At 73.0% G+C, this 20,386-nt stretch carries 21 protein-coding genes; 10 read left to right on the forward strand and 11 right to left on the reverse strand.

The window, feature by feature from the left end:
- Positions 1-24: 24 nt before the first annotated feature.
- Entirely contained in the window at positions 25-954 is a 930-nt protein-coding gene (locus ACRYM6_RS11070) for a DHH family phosphoesterase (RefSeq protein WP_432542927.1), read from the reverse strand.
- 154 nt (positions 955-1,108) lie between these two features.
- Here ACRYM6_RS11070 and ACRYM6_RS11075 point away from each other — a divergent pair, with 154 nt between their 5' ends.
- Both ACRYM6_RS11075 and ACRYM6_RS11080 read left to right on the forward strand, forming a co-directional pair.
- Complete coding sequence (locus tag ACRYM6_RS11075) at positions 1,109-1,438, forward strand: L-rhamnose mutarotase (protein ID WP_432542928.1); 330 nt, start codon at positions 1,109-1,111, stop codon at positions 1,436-1,438.
- Between the two features lie 42 nt (positions 1,439-1,480).
- On the forward strand, positions 1,481-2,482 hold the full coding sequence (locus ACRYM6_RS11080) for a LacI family DNA-binding transcriptional regulator (RefSeq protein ID WP_432542929.1): 1,002 nt from the start codon (positions 1,481-1,483) through the stop codon (positions 2,480-2,482).
- Between the two features lie 6 nt (positions 2,483-2,488).
- Here ACRYM6_RS11080 and ACRYM6_RS11085 read toward each other — a convergent pair whose 3' ends face one another.
- Positions 2,489-3,085: a TetR/AcrR family transcriptional regulator gene (locus ACRYM6_RS11085; RefSeq protein WP_432542930.1), complete on the reverse strand. Its 597-nt coding sequence runs from the start codon at positions 3,083-3,085 to the stop codon at positions 2,489-2,491.
- A gap of 83 nt (positions 3,086-3,168) precedes the next feature.
- Between ACRYM6_RS11085 and ACRYM6_RS11090 the strand changes: the two genes are divergently transcribed.
- From ACRYM6_RS11090 to nrdF, 6 genes are all read left to right on the forward strand, one after another.
- A complete protein-coding gene (locus ACRYM6_RS11090) occupies positions 3,169-4,056 on the forward strand; it encodes an SDR family oxidoreductase (RefSeq protein ID WP_432542931.1) in 888 nt (295 codons plus the stop codon).
- A gap of 50 nt (positions 4,057-4,106) precedes the next feature.
- Complete coding sequence (locus tag ACRYM6_RS11095; RefSeq protein WP_432542932.1) at positions 4,107-4,517, forward strand: Dabb family protein; 411 nt, start codon at positions 4,107-4,109, stop codon at positions 4,515-4,517.
- 451 nt (positions 4,518-4,968) lie between these two features.
- Positions 4,969-5,208, forward strand: a complete 240-nt coding sequence (gene nrdH, locus ACRYM6_RS11100) for a glutaredoxin-like protein NrdH (protein ID WP_179750297.1) — start codon at positions 4,969-4,971, stop codon at positions 5,206-5,208.
- Between the two features lie 32 nt (positions 5,209-5,240).
- Positions 5,241-5,639, forward strand: coding sequence for a class Ib ribonucleoside-diphosphate reductase assembly flavoprotein NrdI (gene nrdI, locus ACRYM6_RS11105; RefSeq protein ID WP_432542933.1), 399 nt, complete (start codon positions 5,241-5,243; stop codon positions 5,637-5,639).
- A 74-nt stretch (positions 5,640-5,713) separates the two neighbouring features.
- On the forward strand, positions 5,714-7,795 hold the full coding sequence (nrdE, locus tag ACRYM6_RS11110; protein ID WP_432542999.1) for a class 1b ribonucleoside-diphosphate reductase subunit alpha: 2,082 nt from the start codon (positions 5,714-5,716) through the stop codon (positions 7,793-7,795).
- A 34-nt stretch (positions 7,796-7,829) separates the two neighbouring features.
- Positions 7,830-8,801, forward strand: coding sequence for a class 1b ribonucleoside-diphosphate reductase subunit beta (nrdF, locus tag ACRYM6_RS11115; RefSeq protein ID WP_432542934.1), 972 nt, complete (start codon positions 7,830-7,832; stop codon positions 8,799-8,801).
- 110 nt (positions 8,802-8,911) lie between these two features.
- Here nrdF and ACRYM6_RS11120 read toward each other — a convergent pair whose 3' ends face one another.
- From ACRYM6_RS11120 to ACRYM6_RS11130, 3 genes are all read right to left on the reverse strand, one after another.
- Positions 8,912-10,468, reverse strand: coding sequence for an amidase (locus ACRYM6_RS11120; protein WP_432542935.1), 1,557 nt, complete (start codon positions 10,466-10,468; stop codon positions 8,912-8,914).
- Complete coding sequence (locus ACRYM6_RS11125) at positions 10,465-10,764, reverse strand: hypothetical protein (protein WP_432542936.1); 300 nt, start codon at positions 10,762-10,764, stop codon at positions 10,465-10,467. Before ACRYM6_RS11125 ends, ACRYM6_RS11120 begins: the two co-directional genes overlap by 4 nt.
- A gap of 86 nt (positions 10,765-10,850) precedes the next feature.
- A complete protein-coding gene (locus ACRYM6_RS11130; RefSeq protein WP_432542937.1) occupies positions 10,851-11,597 on the reverse strand; it encodes a FadR/GntR family transcriptional regulator in 747 nt (248 codons plus the stop codon).
- A 130-nt stretch (positions 11,598-11,727) separates the two neighbouring features.
- Between ACRYM6_RS11130 and ACRYM6_RS11135 the strand changes: the two genes are divergently transcribed.
- Positions 11,728-12,753, forward strand: coding sequence for an ABC transporter substrate-binding protein (locus ACRYM6_RS11135; RefSeq protein ID WP_432542938.1), 1,026 nt, complete (start codon positions 11,728-11,730; stop codon positions 12,751-12,753).
- Positions 12,754-12,946: 193 nt separating this feature from the next.
- Entirely contained in the window at positions 12,947-13,636 is a 690-nt protein-coding gene (locus ACRYM6_RS11140; protein WP_432542939.1) for a GAF and ANTAR domain-containing protein, read from the forward strand.
- Between the two features lie 46 nt (positions 13,637-13,682).
- Here the strand turns inward: ACRYM6_RS11140 and ACRYM6_RS11145 are convergent, their stop codons facing one another.
- Genes ACRYM6_RS11145 through ACRYM6_RS11170 form a run of 6 tightly spaced genes read right to left on the reverse strand, consistent with a single transcriptional unit; the run spans position 13,683 to position 20,373 of the window.
- A complete protein-coding gene (locus tag ACRYM6_RS11145; RefSeq protein ID WP_432542940.1) occupies positions 13,683-14,321 on the reverse strand; it encodes a trimeric intracellular cation channel family protein in 639 nt (212 codons plus the stop codon).
- A gap of 16 nt (positions 14,322-14,337) precedes the next feature.
- The gene (locus tag ACRYM6_RS11150) at positions 14,338-15,198 is read right to left on the reverse strand and encodes a LacI family DNA-binding transcriptional regulator (RefSeq protein ID WP_432542941.1); all 861 of its coding nucleotides are present in this window, start codon (positions 15,196-15,198) and stop codon (positions 14,338-14,340) included.
- The gene (locus ACRYM6_RS11155; RefSeq protein ID WP_432542942.1) at positions 15,195-17,618 is read right to left on the reverse strand and encodes a glycoside hydrolase family 2 protein; all 2,424 of its coding nucleotides are present in this window, start codon (positions 17,616-17,618) and stop codon (positions 15,195-15,197) included. Before ACRYM6_RS11155 ends, ACRYM6_RS11150 begins: the two co-directional genes overlap by 4 nt.
- Positions 17,619-17,651: 33 nt before the next feature.
- Entirely contained in the window at positions 17,652-18,551 is a 900-nt protein-coding gene (locus tag ACRYM6_RS11160; protein WP_432542943.1) for an ABC transporter ATP-binding protein, read from the reverse strand.
- Complete coding sequence (locus tag ACRYM6_RS11165) at positions 18,548-19,414, reverse strand: ABC transporter ATP-binding protein (protein ID WP_432542944.1); 867 nt, start codon at positions 19,412-19,414, stop codon at positions 18,548-18,550. Before ACRYM6_RS11165 ends, ACRYM6_RS11160 begins: the two co-directional genes overlap by 4 nt.
- On the reverse strand, positions 19,411-20,373 hold the full coding sequence (locus ACRYM6_RS11170; protein WP_432542945.1) for an ABC transporter permease: 963 nt from the start codon (positions 20,371-20,373) through the stop codon (positions 19,411-19,413). Before ACRYM6_RS11170 ends, ACRYM6_RS11165 begins: the two co-directional genes overlap by 4 nt.
- Positions 20,374-20,386 lie beyond the last annotated feature (13 nt).

Below are 20,386 nucleotides of genomic sequence, written 5' to 3' on the forward strand. Positions count from 1 at the left end.
AACCTGCCGCAGGTCAGGGGTCCGTCAGTCGCGCGTCCGCAGCTTCGCGACGAGCTCGCCCAGGACCCGCTCGGAGTCCTCGTGGGGCACCTGGCAGGTCCCGGCGGCCAGGTGGCCGCCGCCGCCGTACTCCAGGCACACCGCGCCCACGTCGACGGGGGAGGTGCGGTCCACGATCGACTTGCCCACGGCGAACACCGTGTTCTGCTTGGCCCGCCCCCACAGGACGTGCATCGAGACGCGGGCCTGCGGGAAGAGGGCGTAGACGAAGAACCGGTTCCCGGCGTGGATCGTCTCCTCCTCGCGCAGGTCCAGGACGGCCACGTCGCCGTGCAGCGTCGTGACCCGCCGCAGCTGCTCCTCGAACAGCGCGGCCTGGGCGTGGAACAGCTCCACGCGCTCGGCGACGTCGGGCAGCGCGAGGATTTCCTCGACGTCCTGGTAGTCGATGCAGGCGTCGATGAGCTGCATCATCAGCTGGTAGTTGGAGATGCGGAAGTCGCGGAAGCGGCCCAGGCCGGTGCGCGAGTCCATGAGGAAGTTCAGCAGCGTCCAGCCGGCCGGCCGCAGGATCTCCTCGACGGAGTACTGGGCGGAGTCGGCCTGGTCCACCGCGCGCATCAGCTCGTCGGAGATCTTCGGGAAGCGCGCCGCGCCGCCGTAGTGGTCGAACACCACGCGCGCGGCCGACGGCGCGTCGGCGTCGATGACGTGGTTGGGGCGCTCGCCGTTGCGCAGCGTCTCGGAGTGGTGGTGGTCGAACACGAGGTGCGCGCGCGGGTCGTACGGCAGGTTCGTGAGGATGTCGCGGTCGGTGATCTCCACCGCCCCGTCCTGCACGTCCTTGGGGTGCACGAAGGTGATCTCGTCGACGAGGTCGAGCTGGCGCAGCAGCACGGCGCAGACCAGCCCGTCGAAGTCGCTGCGGGTCACGAGGCGGAAGGTCTCACTCACACCCGGCTGATCGGCGGCCACGGCACCGATCTTGATCGCCCGAGGGGGTGCCGTCACCCGGACGGGTGTCGCCCTTGACGCACCCGGGCCCCCGGGTCAGACTCGGCCCGCGCTTTGAATCGTCTCAGAGCGCTGCGGTCGAGGAGGTTCGTCGATGGCGGAACGGGCGTGCTTCCTGCTGCACCTGCGGCCGGAACTGGTCCCCGAGTACCTGCGGGTCCACGCCGACGTCTGGCCCGAGGTGCTCGACGCCCTCACCCGCACCGGCTGGCGGAACTACTCGCTGTTCCTGCGCGCCGAGGACGGTCTCGTCGTGGGGTACTGCGAGACCGACGACTTCGCCGCCACCACGGCCGCGATGGCCGCCGAGGACGTCTCGGCGCGCTGGGAGGCGACGATGTCGCGCTTCTTCCTGCCCGCCCCGGCCGGCGCCGGGGGGGACCGGCCGCGCGAGCAGCTCGTCGAGTACTTCCACCTCGACTGACGGCGCGACCGCCGGCGCGGACCGATCTGGGACATTGGGGGCATGGCGACCGTCAAGGAGGTGGCCCGGCGGGCCGGGGTGTCGCTGGGCACGGTGAGCAACGTGCTGAACCGGCCCGAGGTGGTCTCCGAGGCCCTGCGCACCCGCGTGCAGGACGCGATCGCCGAGCTCGGCTTCGTCCGCAACGAGTCCGCCCGGCAGCTGCGGGCCGGGGTGAGCCGGACCATCGCCATGGTCGTCCTCGACGTCGCCAACCCGTTCTTCACCGACGTCATCGCCGCGGCCGAGGACGTCGCCGAGGACCACGACGCCCTGGTCGTCATGTGCAACAGCGCGAACTCCGCCGACCGCGAGGCCCGGCACCTGCGCCGGCTGGACCAGCAGCGCGTCCTCGGCGTCCTGCTGACCCCCGTGCACGACGCTCCCAGCGCGGCGCTGACCGAGGTGCGCGACCACGGCACCCCGGTGGTGCTGGTGGACCGGGGCGCGGCCTCGGGCGGGCCGTCGTCCGTGGCCGTGGACGACGTCCTCGGGGGCCGGCTCGCGGGGGAGCACCTGGTGGGGACGGGGCACCGCCGCATCGCCTACGTGGGGGTCGCGACGCCGCTGCGGCAGGTCGAGGAGCGGCTGCGGGGCGTGCGCGAGGCGGTGGGCGCGGCCGGGGACGTCCAGGTGGTGGACGCGACCGGCCTGTCGGTGCGGGCCGGGTCGCAGGCCGCGGCCCAGCTCCTGTCCCAGCCCCCCGCCGAGCGCCCCACGGCGGTGTTCTGCGCGAACGACCTGCTGGCCCTGGGCGTCCTCAACGAGTGCGTCCGGCGCGGGGTGCGGGTGCCCGACGAGCTGGCCGTCGTGGGGTACGACGACATCGGGTTCGCGGCGACGGCGCCGGTGCCGCTGACGTCGGTGCGCCAGCCGCGCGAGCTGCTGGGGCGCACGGCGGTGGAGCTGCTGCTCGCGCACGTCGAGGGCCGCCCCGCGCAGCAGGTCGTCTTCGAGCCCGAGCTCGTCGTCCGCCGCTCGACGGGCCGCCGCGCGCGCCTCTGAGGCCCCTCAGCGCCCTGTGCCGCCCGGTGCTCCCCGGGGTCGCGCGCCCAGGGTCGAGCGCAGCGCGGCGAGGGTGGCCTGCTGGACCTCGCCCAGCGTGCGGCCGGACTCGTCGGCGACCCAGGTGCCGAACGCGACCTGGAACACGGTGATCGTCGAGTGGGCCAGCAGGCTCGCGGCGGGTTCGGGGACCCCGCGCTCGCGCAGGGCGGCCGCGACGGCGTTCACGAGCACCACCATCTTCAGCTGCTCGCGCTCGGCGAGCGCGGGGTGGGCCTCGACGACGGCCGCCCGGCGGCGCGCCCAGGGCCGGCGGTCGGCGGGGAAGAACCCGGCCGCGGCCCGCAGGGCGTCGGCGGCCAGTCCCAGGGGGTCGGTGGCGGGGGAGTGCGCGACGGCGTCGGTGAACACCGCCTGGAGGCGCTCGCTGCCGGCGAACAGGGCTTCGCGCTTGTCGGCGAAGTGGCGGAAGAAGGTGCGGTCGGTCACGCCGGCGCGCTGGGCGATCTGGGAGACGGTGGTCCGGTCGTAGCCCTGCTCGTCGAACAGCTCCAGGGCGGCGGCCTGCAGCCGCTCACCGGACCCGGGTGCCCATCGCGCCATGGCCCCACCCTAGGCGATGACAGATCCTGACATCAGGGTCTAGGGTGATGTCACACCACGACATCACACCTCAGGAGGTTCCCGTGCGCGTCTTCATCACCGGTGCGTCCGGCTGGATCGGTTCCCACGCGGTCCAGGAGTTCCTCGCCGCCGGCCACGAGGTCCTCGGCCTCGCCCGCTCGGACGCCTCGGCCGCCGCCCTGCGGGCCCGCGGGGCGGACGTCCTGCGCGGCGACCTCGACGACCTGGGCTCCCTGCGCGAGGGCGCCCGCTCCACCGACGGCACCGTCCACCTCGCCAACAAGCACGACTTCACCGACCCGGCCGTCTCCAACGCGGCCGAACGTGCTGCGGTGCAGACCATCGCCGCCGAGCTCGTCGGTTCCGACCGCCCGCTCCTGGTGGCCGGCGGCCTGGCCGGCCTCGGCGACGGCCGCCTGCTCACCGAGGACGACGTGAACCCCGCCGTCGGCCCGGACTCCCTCCGCGGCGGGTCCGAACGCCTCGCCCTCGACCACGCCGACCGCGGGGTGCGGGCCATCGCTGCCCGCTTCGCCCCCACCGTGCACGGCACCGGGGACCACGGCTTCATCGCCGCCCTCGTCGCCGCCGCCCGTGCCGCGGGACGGTCCCGGTACGTCGGGGACGGGACGAACCGGTGGGCGGCCGTGCACGTCACCGACGCCGCCCGCGCCGTCCGGCTCGCCGTCGAGAGCGCCCCCGCCGGGACCCGGCTGCACGTCGTCGCCGAGGAGGGCGTCCGGACCCGGGACATCGCCACCGCCATCGGCGAGGGGCTCGGCCTGCCGGTGGAGCCCGTCGACCCCGCCCGGGCGACCGAGGAGATCGGCTGGATCGGGTACTTCCTCGGGCTCCCCGCCGCCGCGTCCAGCGACAGGACCCGGGCGCTGCTCGACTGGCACCCGACCGGGCCGACCCTGGCCGAGGACCTCCCCGGCTACCTGGCCTGAGCGATCCCGCCGCACGCGCGGACCGCACCCCGCGCTGGCAGCATGCCCCCGTGCCCGAACCCCACGCCCCCGAGCTCGACGTCGCCACGATCACGGCCCGCGGTTTCCGCCCCGGCCTGGTCCGGCACGTCGTCCTGTTCCGCTACCGCGACGAGGTCGGCGCCGAGCAGCGGCAGGAGGTGCTGACCCGGTTCCGCGCCCTGGCCGCCTCCCCGCGCGACGGCGAGCCGTACGTCGTCTCCCTCGAGGCGGGGGAGCAGACCAGCCCCGAGGGCGCCGGCGGCGGGTTCGAGCACGGGATCGTCGTCACGTTCGCCTCCGAGGGCGACCGGAACTACTACGTCGGCGACCCCGTCGCCCCCGACCCCGCCCACCACGACCCCGAGCACGCCCGCTTCAAGGAGTTCGTCGGCCCGCTGCTGGCCGACGTCCTCGTCTTCGACGTCAGCGTCCCCGCCTGACCCGGCGGCCGGCGGTCCCCGCGCCACCGCCCCGGGTCGCGGGGCGACGCGACATGTGGGGGTGGGAGTAGGCCCGGACCCCCAGGTGTTGTGGAGGAGTGTGTGGACGAGCTGGGGACCGACCGGCGGGTCCCTGTGGAGGACACGCCGAGGCGACACGACACGCCGAACACGCTGCGTATGCCTCTGCTGACTACGGGTGGCCGCCGAACGGGTGGTGCGGGGGTGTCGTCGCAGGTCAGCGGCTTGCGGCCCGCGCCGCTGCACCGATCGCCGCCCCACGGCGAATCACATCCTTGTCACACACCATCTTGTGCCGGTTTTCCACACGGCCCCCTAGGGGTAGTGTTCAGAGCACTCCAGCAGGACGGGACTCCGTGCCGATGCCTCACCTCGACGCACCGGTGGCGCTGACCCCGACGACAGGACCCGAGGGAAGAAGGAACACCCGATGAGCATCACCGTCTACAGCACGCCGTCCTGCGTGCAGTGCAAGGCGACCTACCGCGCGCTGGACCGCAAGGGCCTGGCCTACGAGGTCGTCGACGTGACCGTCGACGCCGACGCGCTCGCGCTGGTCCGCTCCCTCGGCTACGTCCAGGCCCCCGTCGTCGTCGCCGGCGAGGACCACTGGTCGGGCTTCCGCCCCGACCGCATCGACGCGCTGGCCAAGGCCGCCGTCTCCGTCTGACCCACCCCGGAGCACACCCAGCAGGAGTCCCCGTGGCACCCGGCGTCGTCTACTTCTCCAGCGTCTCCGGCAACACGCACCGCTTCGTCGGCAAGCTCCAGCTGGACCGCCCCGCCCTGCGGATCCCGCTCCACGCCCGGGACGAACCCCTCGTCGTCACCGAGCCCTTCGTGCTCGTCGTCCCCACCTACGGGGGCGGCGGAGGCGCCGGAGCGGTCCCCAAGCAGGTCATCCGCTTCCTCAACGACCCCGCCAACCGCGCCCTCCTGCGCGGCGTCATCGGGGCGGGCAACACCAACTTCGGGGAGCACTACGCCGTCGCCGGCGACATCGTCGCCGCCAAGTGCCACGTGCCCCACCTCTACCGCTTCGAACTCTTCGGGACCCCCGACGACGTGCGCCGCGTGCGCGATGGATTGGACTCGCTGTGACCCTCACCTCCGACACCCCCGACCTGCAGGCCGTACCGGTCCCGGGCTCGCCGAGCTACCACACGCTCAACGCGATGCTGAACCTCTGGGACGAGGACGGCAAGATCCAGTTCGGGGCCGACGTCGAGGCCGCGCGGCAGTACTTCCTCCAGCACGTCATCCCGCGCACCCGCCGCTTCGACTCCTTCGAGGCGCGCCTGGAGCACATGGTCGAGCAGGGGTACTACGAGGGCCACGTCCTCGACCAGTACGCCCCCGGGTTCGTCCGGGCCCTGACCGACCGCGCGCACGCCGCGAAGTTCCGCTTCGCCACCTTCCTGGGCGCGTTCAAGTTCTACACGAGCTACGCGCTGAAGAGCTTCGACGGCAAGGAGTACCTCGAGAACTTCGAGGACCGGGCCGTCATGACGGCCCTGACGCTGGCCGTGGGCGACGAGGCCCTCGCCACCGCCATCGTCGACGAGATCATCACCGGCCGCTTCCAGCCCGCGACCCCGACCTTCCTCAACGCCGGCAAGGGCTCGCGCGGGGAGCTCGTCTCCTGCTTCCTGCTGCGCATCGAGGACGACATGGAGTCCATCGGCCGCGGCATCAACTCCGCGCTGCAGCTGTCCAAGCGCGGCGGGGGCGTGGCGCTGCTGCTGAGCAACATCCGCGAGTACGGCGCGCCGATCAAGAAGATCCAGAACCAGTCCTCGGGCGTCATCCCCGTGATGAAGCTCCTGGAGGACTCGTTCTCCTACGCCAACCAGCTCGGCGCGCGCCAGGGCGCCGGGGCGGTGTACCTGTCGGCGCACCACCCGGACATCCTGCGCTTCCTCGACACCAAGCGCGAGAACGCCGACGAGAAGATCCGCATCAAGACGCTGTCGCTGGGCGTCGTCGTCCCGGACATCACCTTCGAGCTCGCCAAGAACAACGAGCCGATGCACCTGTTCTCCCCGTACGACGTCGAGCGCGTCTACGGCAAGCCCTTCGGCGACGTCGCGGTGTCCGAGCACTACCGCGAGATGGTGGCCGACGACCGGATCCGCAAGACGCAGATCTCGGCCCGCGAGTTCTTCCAGACCCTCGCCGAGCTGCAGTTCGAGTCCGGGTACCCCTACATCGTGTTCGAGGACACGGTGAACCGGGCCAACCCGATCGCCGGGCGCATCAACATGTCGAACCTGTGCTCGGAGATCCTGCAGGTCAACACGCCCAGCGCGCTGGCCGAGGACCTCACCTACTCCGAGGTCGGCAAGGACATCTCCTGCAACCTCGGCTCGCTGAACATCGCCCTGGCGATGGACGGCGGGGACCTCGGCCGGACGGTCGAGACCGCGATCCGCGCCCTGACCGCCGTGTCGGTCGCCAGCGACATCCAGTCGGTGCCGTCGGTGGCGCACGGGAACGCGAAGTCGCACGCCATCGGCCTGGGCCAGATGAACCTGCACGGCTACCTGGCCCGCGAGCGGGTGCACTACGGCAGCCCCGAGAGCATCGACTTCACCAACGTGTACTTCGCCGCGGTGCTGTTCCACGCCCTGCGCGCCAGCAACCGGATCGCCATCGAGCAGGGCGCGACGTTCGACGGGTTCGAGAACTCGAAGTACGCCGACGGCTCGTTCTTCGACACGTACGTCGAGAACGACTTCCTGCCCACGACCGAGCGCGTCGAGCAGCTCTTCGCCGGCGCCGGCATCGCGCTGCCGACCCGCGCGGAGTGGGCCGAGCTGAAGGCGTCCGTCGTCGAGCACGGCATCTTCAACCAGAACCTGCAGGCCGTCCCCCCGACGGGCTCGATCAGCTACATCAACAACTCGACCTCCTCGATCCACCCGATCGCGTCGAAGATCGAGATCCGCAAGGAAGGCAAGCTCGGCCGCGTCTACTACCCGGCGCCGTTCATGACGAACGACAACCTCGAGTTCTACGAGGACGCCTACGAGATCGGCCCCGAGAAGATCATCGACGTCTACGCCGCGGCGACCCGGCACGTGGACCAGGGCATGTCCCTGACGCTGTTCTTCAAGGACACCGCCACGACGCGCGACATCAACCGCGCGCAGATCTACGCGTGGCGCAAGGGCATCAAGACGATCTACTACATCCGGATCCGGCAGATGGCCCTCGAGGGCACCGAGGTCGAGGGTTGCGTCAGCTGCATGCTCTGAGCGTGCGCTGCGAGCTGTCAGGGGAGAGGGAACCGTGGAGAAGTTGAAGCTCATCGACCGCGTCAACGCGATCAACTGGAACCGGCTGCAGGACGAGAAGGACCTGGAGATCTGGAACCGGCTCACCAGCAACTTCTGGCTGCCGGAGAAGGTGCCGCTGTCCAACGACGTGCAGTCGTGGCAGAACCTCAGCCCGGAGGAGCGCACGCTGACGCTGCGGGTCTTCACCGGCCTGACGCTGCTGGACACCATCCAGGGCACCGTCGGTGCGGTCTCGCTCATCCCCGACGCGCTGACCCCGCACGAGGAGGCCGTCTACACGAACATCTCGTTCATGGAGTCGGTGCACGCCCGCAGCTACTCCTCGATCTTCTCGACGCTGGCCACGACCCGCGAGATCGACGAGGCGTTCGGCTGGTCGGAGCAGAACGAGGCGTTGCAGCGCAAGGCGTCCATCGTGCTGGAGTACTACCACGGTGACGACCCGCTGAAGCGGAAGGTCGCCTCCACGCTGCTGGAGTCGTTCCTCTTCTACTCCGGGTTCTTCCTGCCCATGCACTTCTCCTCGCGGGCGCAGCTGACGAACACCGCCGACCTGATCCGGCTCATCATCCGCGACGAGGCCGTGCACGGCTACTACATCGGCTACAAGTTCCAGCGCGGTCTGGAACTGGTCGACCAGGCCAAGCGCGACGAGATCAAGGACTACGCGTTCGACCTGCTCTACGAGCTGTACGACAACGAGTGCAAGTACACCGCCGACCTGTACGACGGCGTGGGGCTCACCGAGGACGTCAAGACGTTCCTGCACTACAACGCCAACAAGGCGCTGATGAACCTCGGCTACGAGGGCATGTTCCCCTCGGACATGACCAAGGTCGACCCCTCGATCCTGGCGGCGCTGTCGCCGAACGCCGACGAGAACCACGACTTCTTCTCGGGGTCGGGTTCCAGCTACGTCATCGGCAAGGCCGTGGCCACCGAGGACGAGGACTGGGACTTCTGACCCACCTCCCGTGATCGAACGCCGACGCCCGGCGATCGAGGACCGCTGGGTCCCCGATCGCCGGGCGTCGGTGTTCCGGCCGCCGTGACCCCGCGCGGGGCGGGGGCGGGCTAGTTCGAGGCGAGCGCCGCCGTCGCCGCGTCCAGCTGCAACGTCCCCGCGCTGAGCGTCCGCACCCCGGACGGGTCCGCGGGCCGGCGCGTGTGGAAGTCGGACACCGCCTGGTGGGCGGCGGCCACCTCCAGCAGCCGGTCCTCCTCGTAGGGCTGACCGCCGACGATGACGCCGACGGGGGCCAGCGGGCCGCCCTCGGAGGCGGGGGCCTCACCGATGGGGAAGGCGATCTCGGGCAGGCCGAGGATGTCGAACGGCACGGGGGAGGTCTGCAGGACGACGTCCACCCGGGTGAACAGCCCGGCGAACAGTTCCTGCAGCAGCCACGTCTTGGCGCGCTGGCCGGTGATCCACTCGTCCCCGGACAGCAGCAGTCCCTGCAGCCAGGACAGCGAGCTCACCCCGAACAGCGACAGGTCCTCGCGCAGCCAGTGCCGGAACGGCTCGGTCCGCTCCGAGAGGCGGATCGCGTTGAACCTGCCGGTGAGCAGTTCCCAGTCGGCGGGGTACTGCACGTCGACGAACGTCACGCCCGGCACCGCGGCCATCCGGTCCAGGAAGGCCTGCCGGGCGGTGGCGACCTCGGCGCTCACGCCGGCGAAGAAGTCGGCGGGGACCCCGATGGTCGTGGCCCGCCGCATTTCCACGCCCTTCACCCCGTGCACGGCCGTCGCGGCGGTCACCAGGTCCGGGACCTCCGGCAGGCCCAGGGTGCGCGGGTCCAGCGGGTCGGGGCCGGCCAGCACCGACGTCATGATCGCCGCGTCCACCGCGTCGCGGGCCAGCGGGCCGGAGTGGTCGCGGGTGAACGACAGCGGGATGATCCCGTGGATCGAGGTGCGGCCCATCGTGGGTTTGAGGCCGGTGAGGTTCTGCTGCCGGGACGGTTCGGTGATGCTGCCGCCGGTCTGGGTGCCGATGGAACTGGTCGCCAGCCGCCCGGCCACGGCCGTCGCCGGCCCGGTCGAGGAACCGCCGGGGTCGACGGTGGGGTCCTGCGGGGTCCAGGCGTTGACGGTGGTCACGACCCCGGCCGGGGTGGTCGCGCGGGTCGTGGCCAGCGGGCCCATCTGGCCCTTGCCCAGGACGATGCCGCCGGCGGCGGTGAGCCGGGCGACCGCGGTGGCGTCGGTGTCGGGCACGAAGTCGGCGAAGATCGTCGAGTTCGCCGTCGTCGGCACCCCGGCCGTCCAGTAGTTGTCCTTGATGCACAGCGGGATCCCGGACAGCGCGCGGTGCACGTCGCCGCGGGCGTCCACCTCGGCCGCCTTCGCCAGCGCCGCGTCGGCCGTGACGGTGTTGAACGCCTGGTAGACCGACTCGAAGGCGCCGATCCGGTCGACGTGCGCCTGCACGAGGTCGGTGGCGGTGAGCCGGCCCGAGCGCAGCAGGGTCAGCGCCTCGGCGATCGTCGCCTCGGTCGGGTCGTCGACGGCGGCCGAGCGGACGGTGACGTCGGGGGCGGCGACCGCCGGGCGGGCCAGCGCGGTCGCGGCGAACGTCGCCCCGCCGGTGGCGGCGAGGAAGGTGCGGCGGTTGAGGGTGCGGCTCACCGGGAGCCCCCTTCGGCGCCGGGGGCCCAGGCCGTCGCGATCGAGGGGTAGAGCAGCGGGGCCGCGGCCTGCTGCGCGGCCTCGGGGGAGGACACCGGCGGTTCCCAGGCGCTGATGACCGGGACGGTGGTGCGCAGGAAGGTGCGCAGGGACTCCAGGGCGGCGGCGCGGGTGGGGACGCCGGTGGCCGGGTCGGCGACCTCGGGCAGCTGGCCCAGGTCCACGCCGGACAGGGCGAGGCGGGTGGTGATGAGGAGGTCCAGGGCCTCGTCGCTCACGCCGGTCGGGTCGATCACGTGCTCTCCCAGGGTGGTGCTGATGAGTCAGCTGTGACTCTGGTGATTCCTGGGACCACGCGGAAGTGCTGGGGTGTTACGAATTGTTACGGCTGGGGAGCCTCGTCGGCGTGCTCGACGCGGTCGCCGGCCGTGGCCATGTGGGTCCGCATGGCCGCCGTCGCGGCCTGCGGGTCGCGGGCCGCGACGGCGTCCAGGACGGCCCGGTGCTCGCGGCAGGCCACCTCGGCCTGCTCGCGGCGGCGCAGCCCGCGGTCGACCCACAGCCGCAGCAGGCTGCGGGTGGTCTGCAGGAGGTCGGCGAGCACCTCGTTGCCGGAGCTGCGGGCCAGGGTGACGTGGAAGTGGGCGTCGGCCTCGATGAACGCGGGCAGGTCGTCGAGGTTGGCCTCCATCTGCTCCAGCGACTCGCGCAGCACCTGCACGGTGTCGTCCCCGATCCGCTCGGCGGCCAGGGCGGCGGCGTGCACCTCCAGGGCGCTGCGGACCTCGGACAGCTGCGAGGTGTGCCGGGCCGAGAGCATCAGGCCCCAGCTGAGCGTCGTCGGCAGCAGCTCGGACATGCTGTCGCGCAGGTAGGTCCCGGACCCGGGGCGCACCGTGACGATGCCGAGCACGTCCAGCGCCGCGAGCGCCTCCCGGACCGCGGAGCGGCCGACGCCGAGCGTCTCGGCGAGCTGGCGCTCGGGGGGCAGGCGCGAGCCGGGGGCGAACTGCCCGGAGGACAGCAGGGTGGTGAGCTGGCGGACGACCTCGGAGACCGCGCTGCCGCGGGGGACGGCCTTCAGCTCCATCTGCACGAGGGCGGGGTCGTCGCTGCGGAAGGCCGGCACGCCGTCAACGTACCCGATGCCTTGTGACGCACAGCGGTCAACCGGTTGCCGCACAGGGGAGCGGCACCCGGCCCGACGTGGACCCGGTCCTCGTCGTGGACCACACGTCAGGTGAGGCTAACCTCTTGGCGTGAACCGTCGATCCGTCCTCGCCGCCCTGGCCGCCTCCGGCGCCCTCACCACCCTCGCCGCCTGCGGCGGGGACGACGACTCCGCCACCGGCGGGTCCGCGTCCTCGGCGTCCACGACCTCCCCGTCCGGTGACGGGGCGTTCCCCGTCACCATCGAGCACAAGCTCGGCTCCACCACGATCGAGGCCGCCCCGACGAAGGTCGTCACCGTCGGCTACAACGAGCAGGACTTCGTCCTCGCCCTGGGCGTGACCCCCGTCGGCACCCGCACCCCGCTGGGCGACTACGACTCAACGAAGCGCCCCTGGGCCGTGGACCTGCTGCCCGCCGGCGGCATCCCCTCCGTCGGCCAGGCGGAGCTGAACTTCGAGGCGATCGCCGCGCAGGGCCCCGACCTCGTCGTCGGCGCGTACTCGTACATGACCCAGGACGACTACGACAAGCTCACGGCCATCGCGCCGACCGTCGCCGACGTCGTCCCCGCCGGGCAGGACGCCTCCACCACCGCCGCCGCCAGCTGGCAGGAGGAGCTCGCCGCGATCGGCCGCGCCCTCGGCAAGGAGGACGAGGCGAGTTCGCTCACCGACGACGTCGAGGCGGAGTTCACCGCCGCCGCCGACGCCAACCCCGGGTTCAAGGGCAAGGTCGTCAGCGTCGTCCTCTACAACCAGGGGTACTACGCCCTCGACGCCACCGACCCGCGCGGCGCGTTCTTCCTTCAGTTCGGCTTCGACGCCAACCCCGTCAGCGGGTCCCTCAGCGAGGAGCAGGTCGTCCAGCTCGACACCGACGTCCTCGTCGTGCTGGGCCTGGGCAAGGCCGAGTTCGCGCAGAACGCCGCGGCCGCCCAGCTGAAGGTCGTCACCGAGAACCGCACCGTCTACGTGCCCTCCTTCGGCAGCGACTTCGCCGGGGCGCTGGGGTTCTCCAGCCCGCTGTCCCTGCCGTTCGCGATCGACGCGGCCGTCCCCTCGCTCGTCACCGCCACCGACGGCGACCCCGCGACGGTGCCCGCCGACCTCTGACCCGCACCCCGTCGGGCGCCCCCGGAACCCGTCCCGGGGGCGCCCGACGCGCTCGGTGGTGCCCGGCGCTCGTGATCGTCCACAATGGTCCCCGCACGTGCAGCCCGGGGCGTGCCGACGGAGCAGTGGGGACGAACACGCCGGCCGCGAGCCGGTGCCGTTGGAGGGCTGCGTGGACGTGCGCGCTGATGCGGTGGCTGCCGCCGTCAACGACATCGCACAGGTGCTCGCCGACCACGGCGAGCCGCTGGACCTGGCGCACCGGCTCGTCGGGCACTGCGCCGAGCTGCTGTCCGCCTCGGCCGTCGCCCTGCTCGTCGAGGACCAGCACCGCGAGCTGCAGCTGCTGGCCGCCACGCCCGGCGAGGTCGCCGTCGTGGAACTCCTCCAACTGCGGACCGGCCGGGGACCCTGCCTGGACGCCTACCGCACCGGGTCCGTCGTCTCCGTCCCCACCGCCGCCGAGCTCGCCGCCCGCTGGCCCGCGTTCGCCCGGCGCGCCGCCGCGCACGGCATCGTCGCCGTGCACGCCGTCCCCGTCCACAGCGCCGGCCGGACCGTCGGCGCGCTCAACCTGTTCCGCGACCACGAGGGCCCCTGCTCCCGCGTCGAGTCCGACGTCGCGCACGCCATGGCGTCCTTCGGCGCCGTCGGCATCACCCAGCTCGAGCACGTCGCCGAGGGCGTCCGGGTGCAGGCCCAGCTGCAGGAGGCCCTCGACAGCCGGGTCGTGCTGGAACAGGCCAAGGGCGCTCTGGCGCAGCGGTACCGCGTCCACCCCGACGACGCGTTCCAGCGGCTGCGCACCCGCGCCCGGGCCGAGCGGCGCCGGTTGCGCGACGTCGCGCAGGAGGTCGTCGACGAGCTCGCCCGGCCCGCCTGAACCCCGCTTGAACCCCGCTTGGACCCCGCCTGGACCGCGCCCGGGCTCAGTCCAGCTCGTCGGGGGCCGACAGCGTCGCCCGCGGCGCGCGCCACCCCCGCAACGTCCCGCCCGTCCGCACCGCCGCGCACACCACCCCGCCGGCGAACGCCGAGACCCCGGCGCCCACCCCCAGCAGCGGGCCCACCACGGCCACCGACGCCCCCAGCATCGCCGGGACGGCGTACAGGCCGCCGGTGAGGATCCCCGGCACCTTGCGCACCAGCACGTCCCGCAGCGTCCCGCCGCCCACCGCGGTCAGGCCGCCCAGCAAGATCGCCTGCCCCGCACCGGCTCCGGCGTCCACCGCCAGCTGCGCGCCGGAGACCGCGAACAGCGACAGGCCGATGGTGTCGAAGACGAGGATGGGCCGCGCCATCCGGCTCAGCAGCCGGTGCCCCCAGAACGCGACCAGCGCCCCGGCCGTCGCCGTCGCCAGGTAGTACCAGGTCTGGAACGACGCCGGCGGCAGCTGCCCCAGCAGGACGTCGCGGGCGATGCCGCCGCCGACGGCCGTCACGATCCCCAGGGTGACGACCCCGAACAGGTCCAGGTGGGTCGCCCGCATCGCCGTCAGGGCCCCGTCGAGGGCGAACGCGAAGACCCCGAGCAGTTCGAGCAGGAGCAGGAATCCTTGGGCCGTCACCCGGTCGATTCTGCCGTCAGGGCACGCGGGCGGCGCGGGTGGCCGTGCTGCCCCGGACGACGACGTGCGACTCCGGGCCCGGCGGCTGCCGCGCGTCCCCACCGGCCAGGACGGCCTGCACCGCCGTCCCCAGGCGCTGCCCCCGGTGGTGCACGTCCACCGTCATGGCCGACAGCGGCGGCACGGACACCTCGCACAGCGGTGAGTCGTCGGCGGACAGCAGGCTGACGTCCCCGGGGACCCGCACGCCCCGCGCCGTGAGGTGCTCCAGCGCGGCGACGGCCATGACGTCGTTGTCGAACACCACGGCCGTCGGCGGGTCCGCCGCGGCCAGGAGCTCGGTGACGGCCCGCACGCCGGTGGCCGCGGTGTAGTCGGCCTCGGCCGTGAGCACCTGCACGTCCAGCCGGGCCGCGCCGGCCGCGATCGCGGCGCGCCGCTCGGCCGTGTGCACCAGGTGCGCGGGCCCGCACACGTGCCCCAGCCGCCGGTGGCCGGACCGGGCGAGGAACTCCACCGCCCGGGCCAGCCGGCTGGCGTCGTCGGCGACCTCGCTGGTGCACGCCCACGGGGAGTCCAGGTGCGCCGCCAGGACGTGCGGCATCCCCAGGTCGGCCAGGAACCGCGGCCGCACGTCGCCCTCCACGAGGTCGACGACGACGACCGCGCGCACCTCCTCGTCGGTGCTCCACCGCTGGTAGGTCGCCAGCTCCGAGGCCAGGTCGGACACGACGAGGACCAGGACGCTCCACCCGGCCGGGTGCAGCACCTCCTCCATGCCCTCGACCAGTTCCACGAAGTACGGCTCCACCCCGATCCGGTGCGCCGGCCCCGGAATGACCAGGCCGATGGTCCCGGGGCCGACCGGCGCGCTCACGGGCGGCCGAACCGGTTCGCGGTGCGCAGCGCCCCCGCGAACGCGTCGGCGTCCGCGACCGCCGCGCTGCGCACGCGGAACGTGCGGGACTCCCCGGGCAGCAGCGTCACCAGCCCGTCGTCGACGCGGGCCCCGGGCTCGACGACGTCCGCCAGCAGGGTCACGTCGCGGGCCAGGGACTGCGCCCGCACCCGCACCGCGTACCCGTCGGCGACCCGGCTCACGCTGACCCGCAACGGGTCAGGGTCCCACGCGAGGTCCTTGTCGGGGGCGGTCAGGTGCACCGCGCGCAACCCGCCGGCGTCGACCACCACCGGCTCGTCGTCCCCGCCGACCAGCGGCAGCGGGTGCGTGCGCACCGCCCGGGGCGGCACCGACACGTCGAACTCCGCGCGTCCCAGCACCTGCCCGGTCACCGTCGTGCGGCGGACGAGGACGCGGGTGGAGAACTCCTGCGCGGTGTCGTTGACCACCACCACGTGCGGCACCCCCTCGCGGGGCTGCACCGTCAGCAGCCGCGGCGCGAACGCCCGGCGCAGCGCGTGGAACGCCGGTTTGCGCCGGCCCGACCCGTCGACGACCGCCCACGACGTCACCGGCCAGCAGTCGTCGAGCTGCCAGTAGACCGACCCCGCCGTCCGCGGCCACCACGACCGGTGGTGCTCCACCGCGCACGACACCGCGCGGGCCTGGTTCAGCTGCGCGGCCCACACCCAGTCCTCGAACCCGGACGGCACCCCCGTGTGCGGGGCCATGCCGCGGTCGAGCTTGCCGTTGCCGTCCAGCGCCTTCTGGTGCGCCAGGAACGCCGGCGACGTCGCCGACCGCTGGTCGGCGGGCAGGAACTCCGCGATGGTCGCCAGCGTCGGCGGCGCCTGGTAGCCGAACTCCGCGCAGAAGCGGGGGACCCGGTCGCGGTAGTGCGGCCAGCCCAGCCGGTTCCACACGTCCCACTCGTGGTTGGTGCCGTGGTCGGGGTCGTTGGGGTGCAGGCCCTCCGGGCTCGTCGGGCTGCCCGGCTGGTACGGCCGGGTCCCGTCCAGCTCGGCCAGCAGCGCCGGGAACAGGTCGCGGTAGTAGCCCGCGCCCCACGTCGAGGACCCCAGCTCCTCCTTCCACCCCCAGTCCTCGTGGCCCTGCAGGTTCTCGTTGCCGCCGCTCCAGACGGCCAGGGACGGGTGGTGGGCCAGCCGGGTGACGTTGTCGCGGACCTCGGCCTCGAACTCGGTCCGCAACGGGTCCTCCTCGGCGTAGGCGGCGCAGGCCAGCGGGAAGTCCTGCCACACCAGCAGACCACGTTCGTCGCACAGGCGGTAGAAGTCCTCGCTCTCCCACAGCCCCCCGCCCCAGACCCGCACCAGGTTGCAGTGCGCGTCGACGGCGTCGTCCAGGGCCGCGGCGTACCGGCCGGCGTCCAGCCGGGTCAGCAGGTGGTCGCGCGGGATCCAGTTCACCCCCCGCGCGAACACCGGCGTCCCGTTGACCACCACGACGGTGCGGGTGCCGAACTCGTCGGGGGAGTCGTCGATGCGCACGTCGCGGAACCCGGTGCGGAGCCCGCGCTCGTCCAGCGGCGTCCCGTCCTGCGCGCACAACCGGACCGCGACGTCGACCAGCGGCTGCTCGCCGTACCCGCGCGGCCACCAGACCGGCGCGTCGGGCACCTGCACCTCCAGGACGGCGCCGGTGGTCCGGGGGTCGAGCTCGGTGGTGGTCGCCCCGTGCGCGCCGAGGTCGACGTGCACCGCCAGGGCGGTCGCCGCCTCCAGGCCGGAGCGCTCGACCTCGACGTGGACCCGCAGCCGGCCCGTGGTCCCCTCCAGCGTCGCGAGCGGCCGGACGGTCGCCAGCCGCGCGGTCCGCCAGCGCCGCACCGTGACCGGCCGCCAGATCCCGGCGGTCTGCAGGTCCGGTCCCCAGTCCCAGCCGAAGCTGCAGGCCATCTTGCGGACGGCGTTGTAGGGGTGGTCGTAGGTGCGGGGGCGGGCCCCGATGTCCTTCTCGACCGACTCGGCGTGCTCCAGGGCGGAGTCGAACCGCACGACGAGGTCCCCGCCCCGGTGGCCGGTGACGTCGAAGCGGTGGGTGCGGTGCATGTTCACGGTCCGGCCCAGCTCGGTCCCGCCGAGGGTGACGGTGGCGACGGTGTCCAGGCCGTCGAACCGCAGCTCGACGCGTTCGCCGGGGGCCGCGGCGGTGTCCAGAGTGGTCCGGTACTCCCAGGCGCTGCGGTGCAGCCAGCGCAGCGCCGCCTCGTTCTCCCCCACGTAGGGGTCGGGGACCAGGCCGGCGGTGAGCAGGTCGGTGTGCACCGTGCCCGGCACCTGCGCCGGGATCCGGCCGGCCCGGTCGACCTCGGCGGGGACCTCCCCGCCCGCCGGCCGCAGGGTCCAGCCGTCGTGCAGTGCGCGTACGTCCACTGGGGGTCCGTCCTCTCGTCGTGGCACGGGCGGTCAGCCGACGGCCGCGGTGGGGGCGCCGTGCTCGACCCAGGCGCGCAGGTGGTGGTCGTAGCAGACGCTGTTGTCGATGGCCGAGCGGTCGGCGACGGTCTCGGTCGCCACGACCTTGCCGACGCGCTCGGGGTCGGGCGCGGCCTGCGCCAGCAGCTTCGTGTAGTCGTGGTGCGGGTCGAGGATCACCGCGTCGGCCGGGCCGCGCTCGACGACGCGGCCGCGGTACAGGACGAGGATCTCGTCGGAGAAGTGCCGGGCCGTGGCCAGGTCGTGGGTGATGTAGAGGACCGCGAGGTCCTCCTCGCGCTGGAGCCGGGCCAGCAGGTTCAGCACCCCGAGCCGGATCGACACGTCGAGCATCGAGACGGGTTCGTCGGCGATGAGCACCTTCGCGCCCGGGGCCAGCGCGCGGGCGATGGCCACGCGCTGGCGCTGGCCGCCGGACAGCTCGTGCGGCCGGCGGGCGGCGACCACGTCGGCGGGGGTGAGGTTGACGCGCTCGAGCATCTCCAGGACGCGCTCGTGCGTCTGCGCCGCCCCCTTCGTCCGGCCGTGCAGCAGCAGCGGCCGGGCGATGTGGTGGCCCACGGAGTGGAACGGGTTGAGCGAGGCGAAGGGGTCCTGGAACACCATCTGCACCTGCCGCCGGTAGACCGACCCCACGACGGGGGTGCCGTCGGGCAGCCGCACGTCGACGCGGCCCGAGCTGGGCGTCTCCAGCCGGGTGAGGAGCTTGGCGATGGTCGACTTGCCGGACCCCGACTCCCCGACGAGGGCGACCGTGCGGCGGGGGAGCAGGTCGAAGCTGACCCGGTCGACGGCGCGGAAGGGGGTGCGGCGCAGCCCCTTGCGCAGGCCGTAGTCCTTGGTGAGGTCGGTCACCGAGACGCTGGTCACGCGATCTCCTCGGTCAGTCCCGCGATCGGCTCGCCGGAGCGGATGAACGACCCGCGGTCGCCGGACAGGCTCGGGAAGGAGCCGAGCAGCCTGCGGGTGTAGGGGTGGGCGGCGTCGCGGTAGAGGGTGTCGGCGGTGTCGAGCTCGACGATCTCGCCGTGCCGCATGACGGCGATGCGGTCGCTGATCTCCAGCAGCAGCGGCAGGTCGTGGGTGATGAACACGACCGCGAACCGCATCTCGTCGCGCAGCCGCACGATCTCGCGCAGGATGTCGCGCTGGACGACGACGTCGAGCGCCGTCGTCGGCTCGTCCATGATCATCACCTGGGGTTCCAGGAGCATGGCCATGGCGATCATCACCCGCTGGCGCATGCCGCCGGACAGCTCGTGCGGGTAGGCCCGCAGCCGGTTCGCGTCGACGCCGACGCGTTCGAGGACCTCGCCGGAGCGGGCCCGGCGGGCCCGCTTGTCCAGGCCCGGGGCGTGGGCCCGCAGGGTGTCGTCGAGCTGGGCGCCGATCGCGCGGACGGGGTTGAGGGCGTTCATGGCCCCCTGGAACACCATCGACAGCTTCGACCAGCGGAACCGGCGCAGCTCCTCGTCGTCCAGGCCGAGCACGTCGACGTCCCGGCCGGTGGCGGCGTCGTGCAGGACGACCGTGCCCGAGGCGATGCGGGCCGGTGGCTGGTGCAGCCGGTTGACGGCGTAGGCCAGGGTCGTCTTCCCGCACCCGGACTCCCCGGCCAGGCCCAGGATCTCCCCGCGGTGCAGGTCGAAGCCGGCCGAGGCGACCGCGGTCACCGGGTTCTCGGTCTCGTAGACGACCGTGACGTCGCGGACCTCCAGCACCACGTCGTTCACCGCTGCCCCTTCCTCTCGGCCTTCGCGATCGCCCGGGTGCGCTTGCGGTGCAGCCGGACGTTCTTCAACTTGGGGTTGACGATCTCGTCGATCGAGAAGTTGACCAGCGACAGCCCGGTGCCCAGCAGGGCGATGAGCAGACCCGGGGGCAGGAACCACCACCAGGCGCCGAGCGGGAGCGCGAACCCGTTCTGGGCGTAGAACAGCATCGTGCCCAGCGTCGAGGACCCCGACGCGCCCAGCCCCAGGAACGACAGCCCGGCCTCGCCGAGCACCGCCGCGATGACGGCGAAGACGAACTGGGAGGCCAGGACGGGCAGCAGGTTCGGCAGGATCTCCACGACGATGACCCGCCAGGCGCGTTCGCCGGACAGCCGCGACGCCGCGACGTACTCGCGGTTGCGGACCGAGAGCGTCTGCGCCCGCAGCACCCGGGCCGAGGCGGCCCAGCTGGTCAGGGCCAGCACGACCGCGATGGTCCACAGCCCCCGGCTCTCGCGCGGGACGAACCCGGAGATGACGATGACCAGCGGCAGGCCGGGGATGACGAGGAACACGTTGGTCAGCAGGGAGAAGACCTCGTCGGCGGCGCCGCCGAGGTAGGCGCCGTAGATGCCGAAGAAGGCCGACAGCGCGGTCGCCAGGATCCCGACGAGGAACCCGATCTGCAGCGACCCGCGGGTGGCGTGGGCGAGCTGGGCCAGGACGTCCTGACCGGTCTGCGTCGTGCCCAGCCACAGCTCGCTCGTGGGGCCGGCCAGCCCGGTGTCGCGGATGGCGTCCGGGTCGCCGACGAGCAGCGGGCCGATCAGCCCGAACAGGCAGATCCCGAGGACCAGGGCGAGGCCGACGGCGAGCCAGGGGGTCATGGTCGGGACCAGCAGGCGCCAGGCCGGGACCGGTTTCCCCGACGGCGCCGGGGCCGGCAGCGCCGCCTCGACGGGGACGGTGTTCGTCACGGTTCCTCCGGTC

It is taken from the genome of Kineococcus rugosus (assembly GCF_050871975.1).
Lineage (GTDB): Bacteria > Actinomycetota > Actinomycetes > Actinomycetales > Kineococcaceae > Kineococcus.

Excerpts from the sequence above, each read along its gene's own strand:
- ACRYM6_RS11075 (WP_432542928.1), top strand. The coding sequence starts at position 1,109 with ATGGCGGAACGGGCGTGCTTCCTGCTGCACCTGCGGCCGGAACTGGTC.
- ACRYM6_RS11080 (WP_432542929.1), top strand. The coding sequence starts at position 1,481 with ATGGCGACCGTCAAGGAGGTGGCCCGGCGGGCCGGGGTGTCGCTGGGC.
- ACRYM6_RS11085 (WP_432542930.1), bottom strand. The coding sequence starts at position 3,085 with ATGGCGCGATGGGCACCCGGGTCCGGTGAGCGGCTGCAGGCCGCCGCC.
- nrdH (WP_179750297.1), top strand. The coding sequence starts at position 4,969 with ATGAGCATCACCGTCTACAGCACGCCGTCCTGCGTGCAGTGCAAGGCG.
- nrdE (WP_432542999.1), top strand. The coding sequence starts at position 5,714 with ATGCTGAACCTCTGGGACGAGGACGGCAAGATCCAGTTCGGGGCCGAC.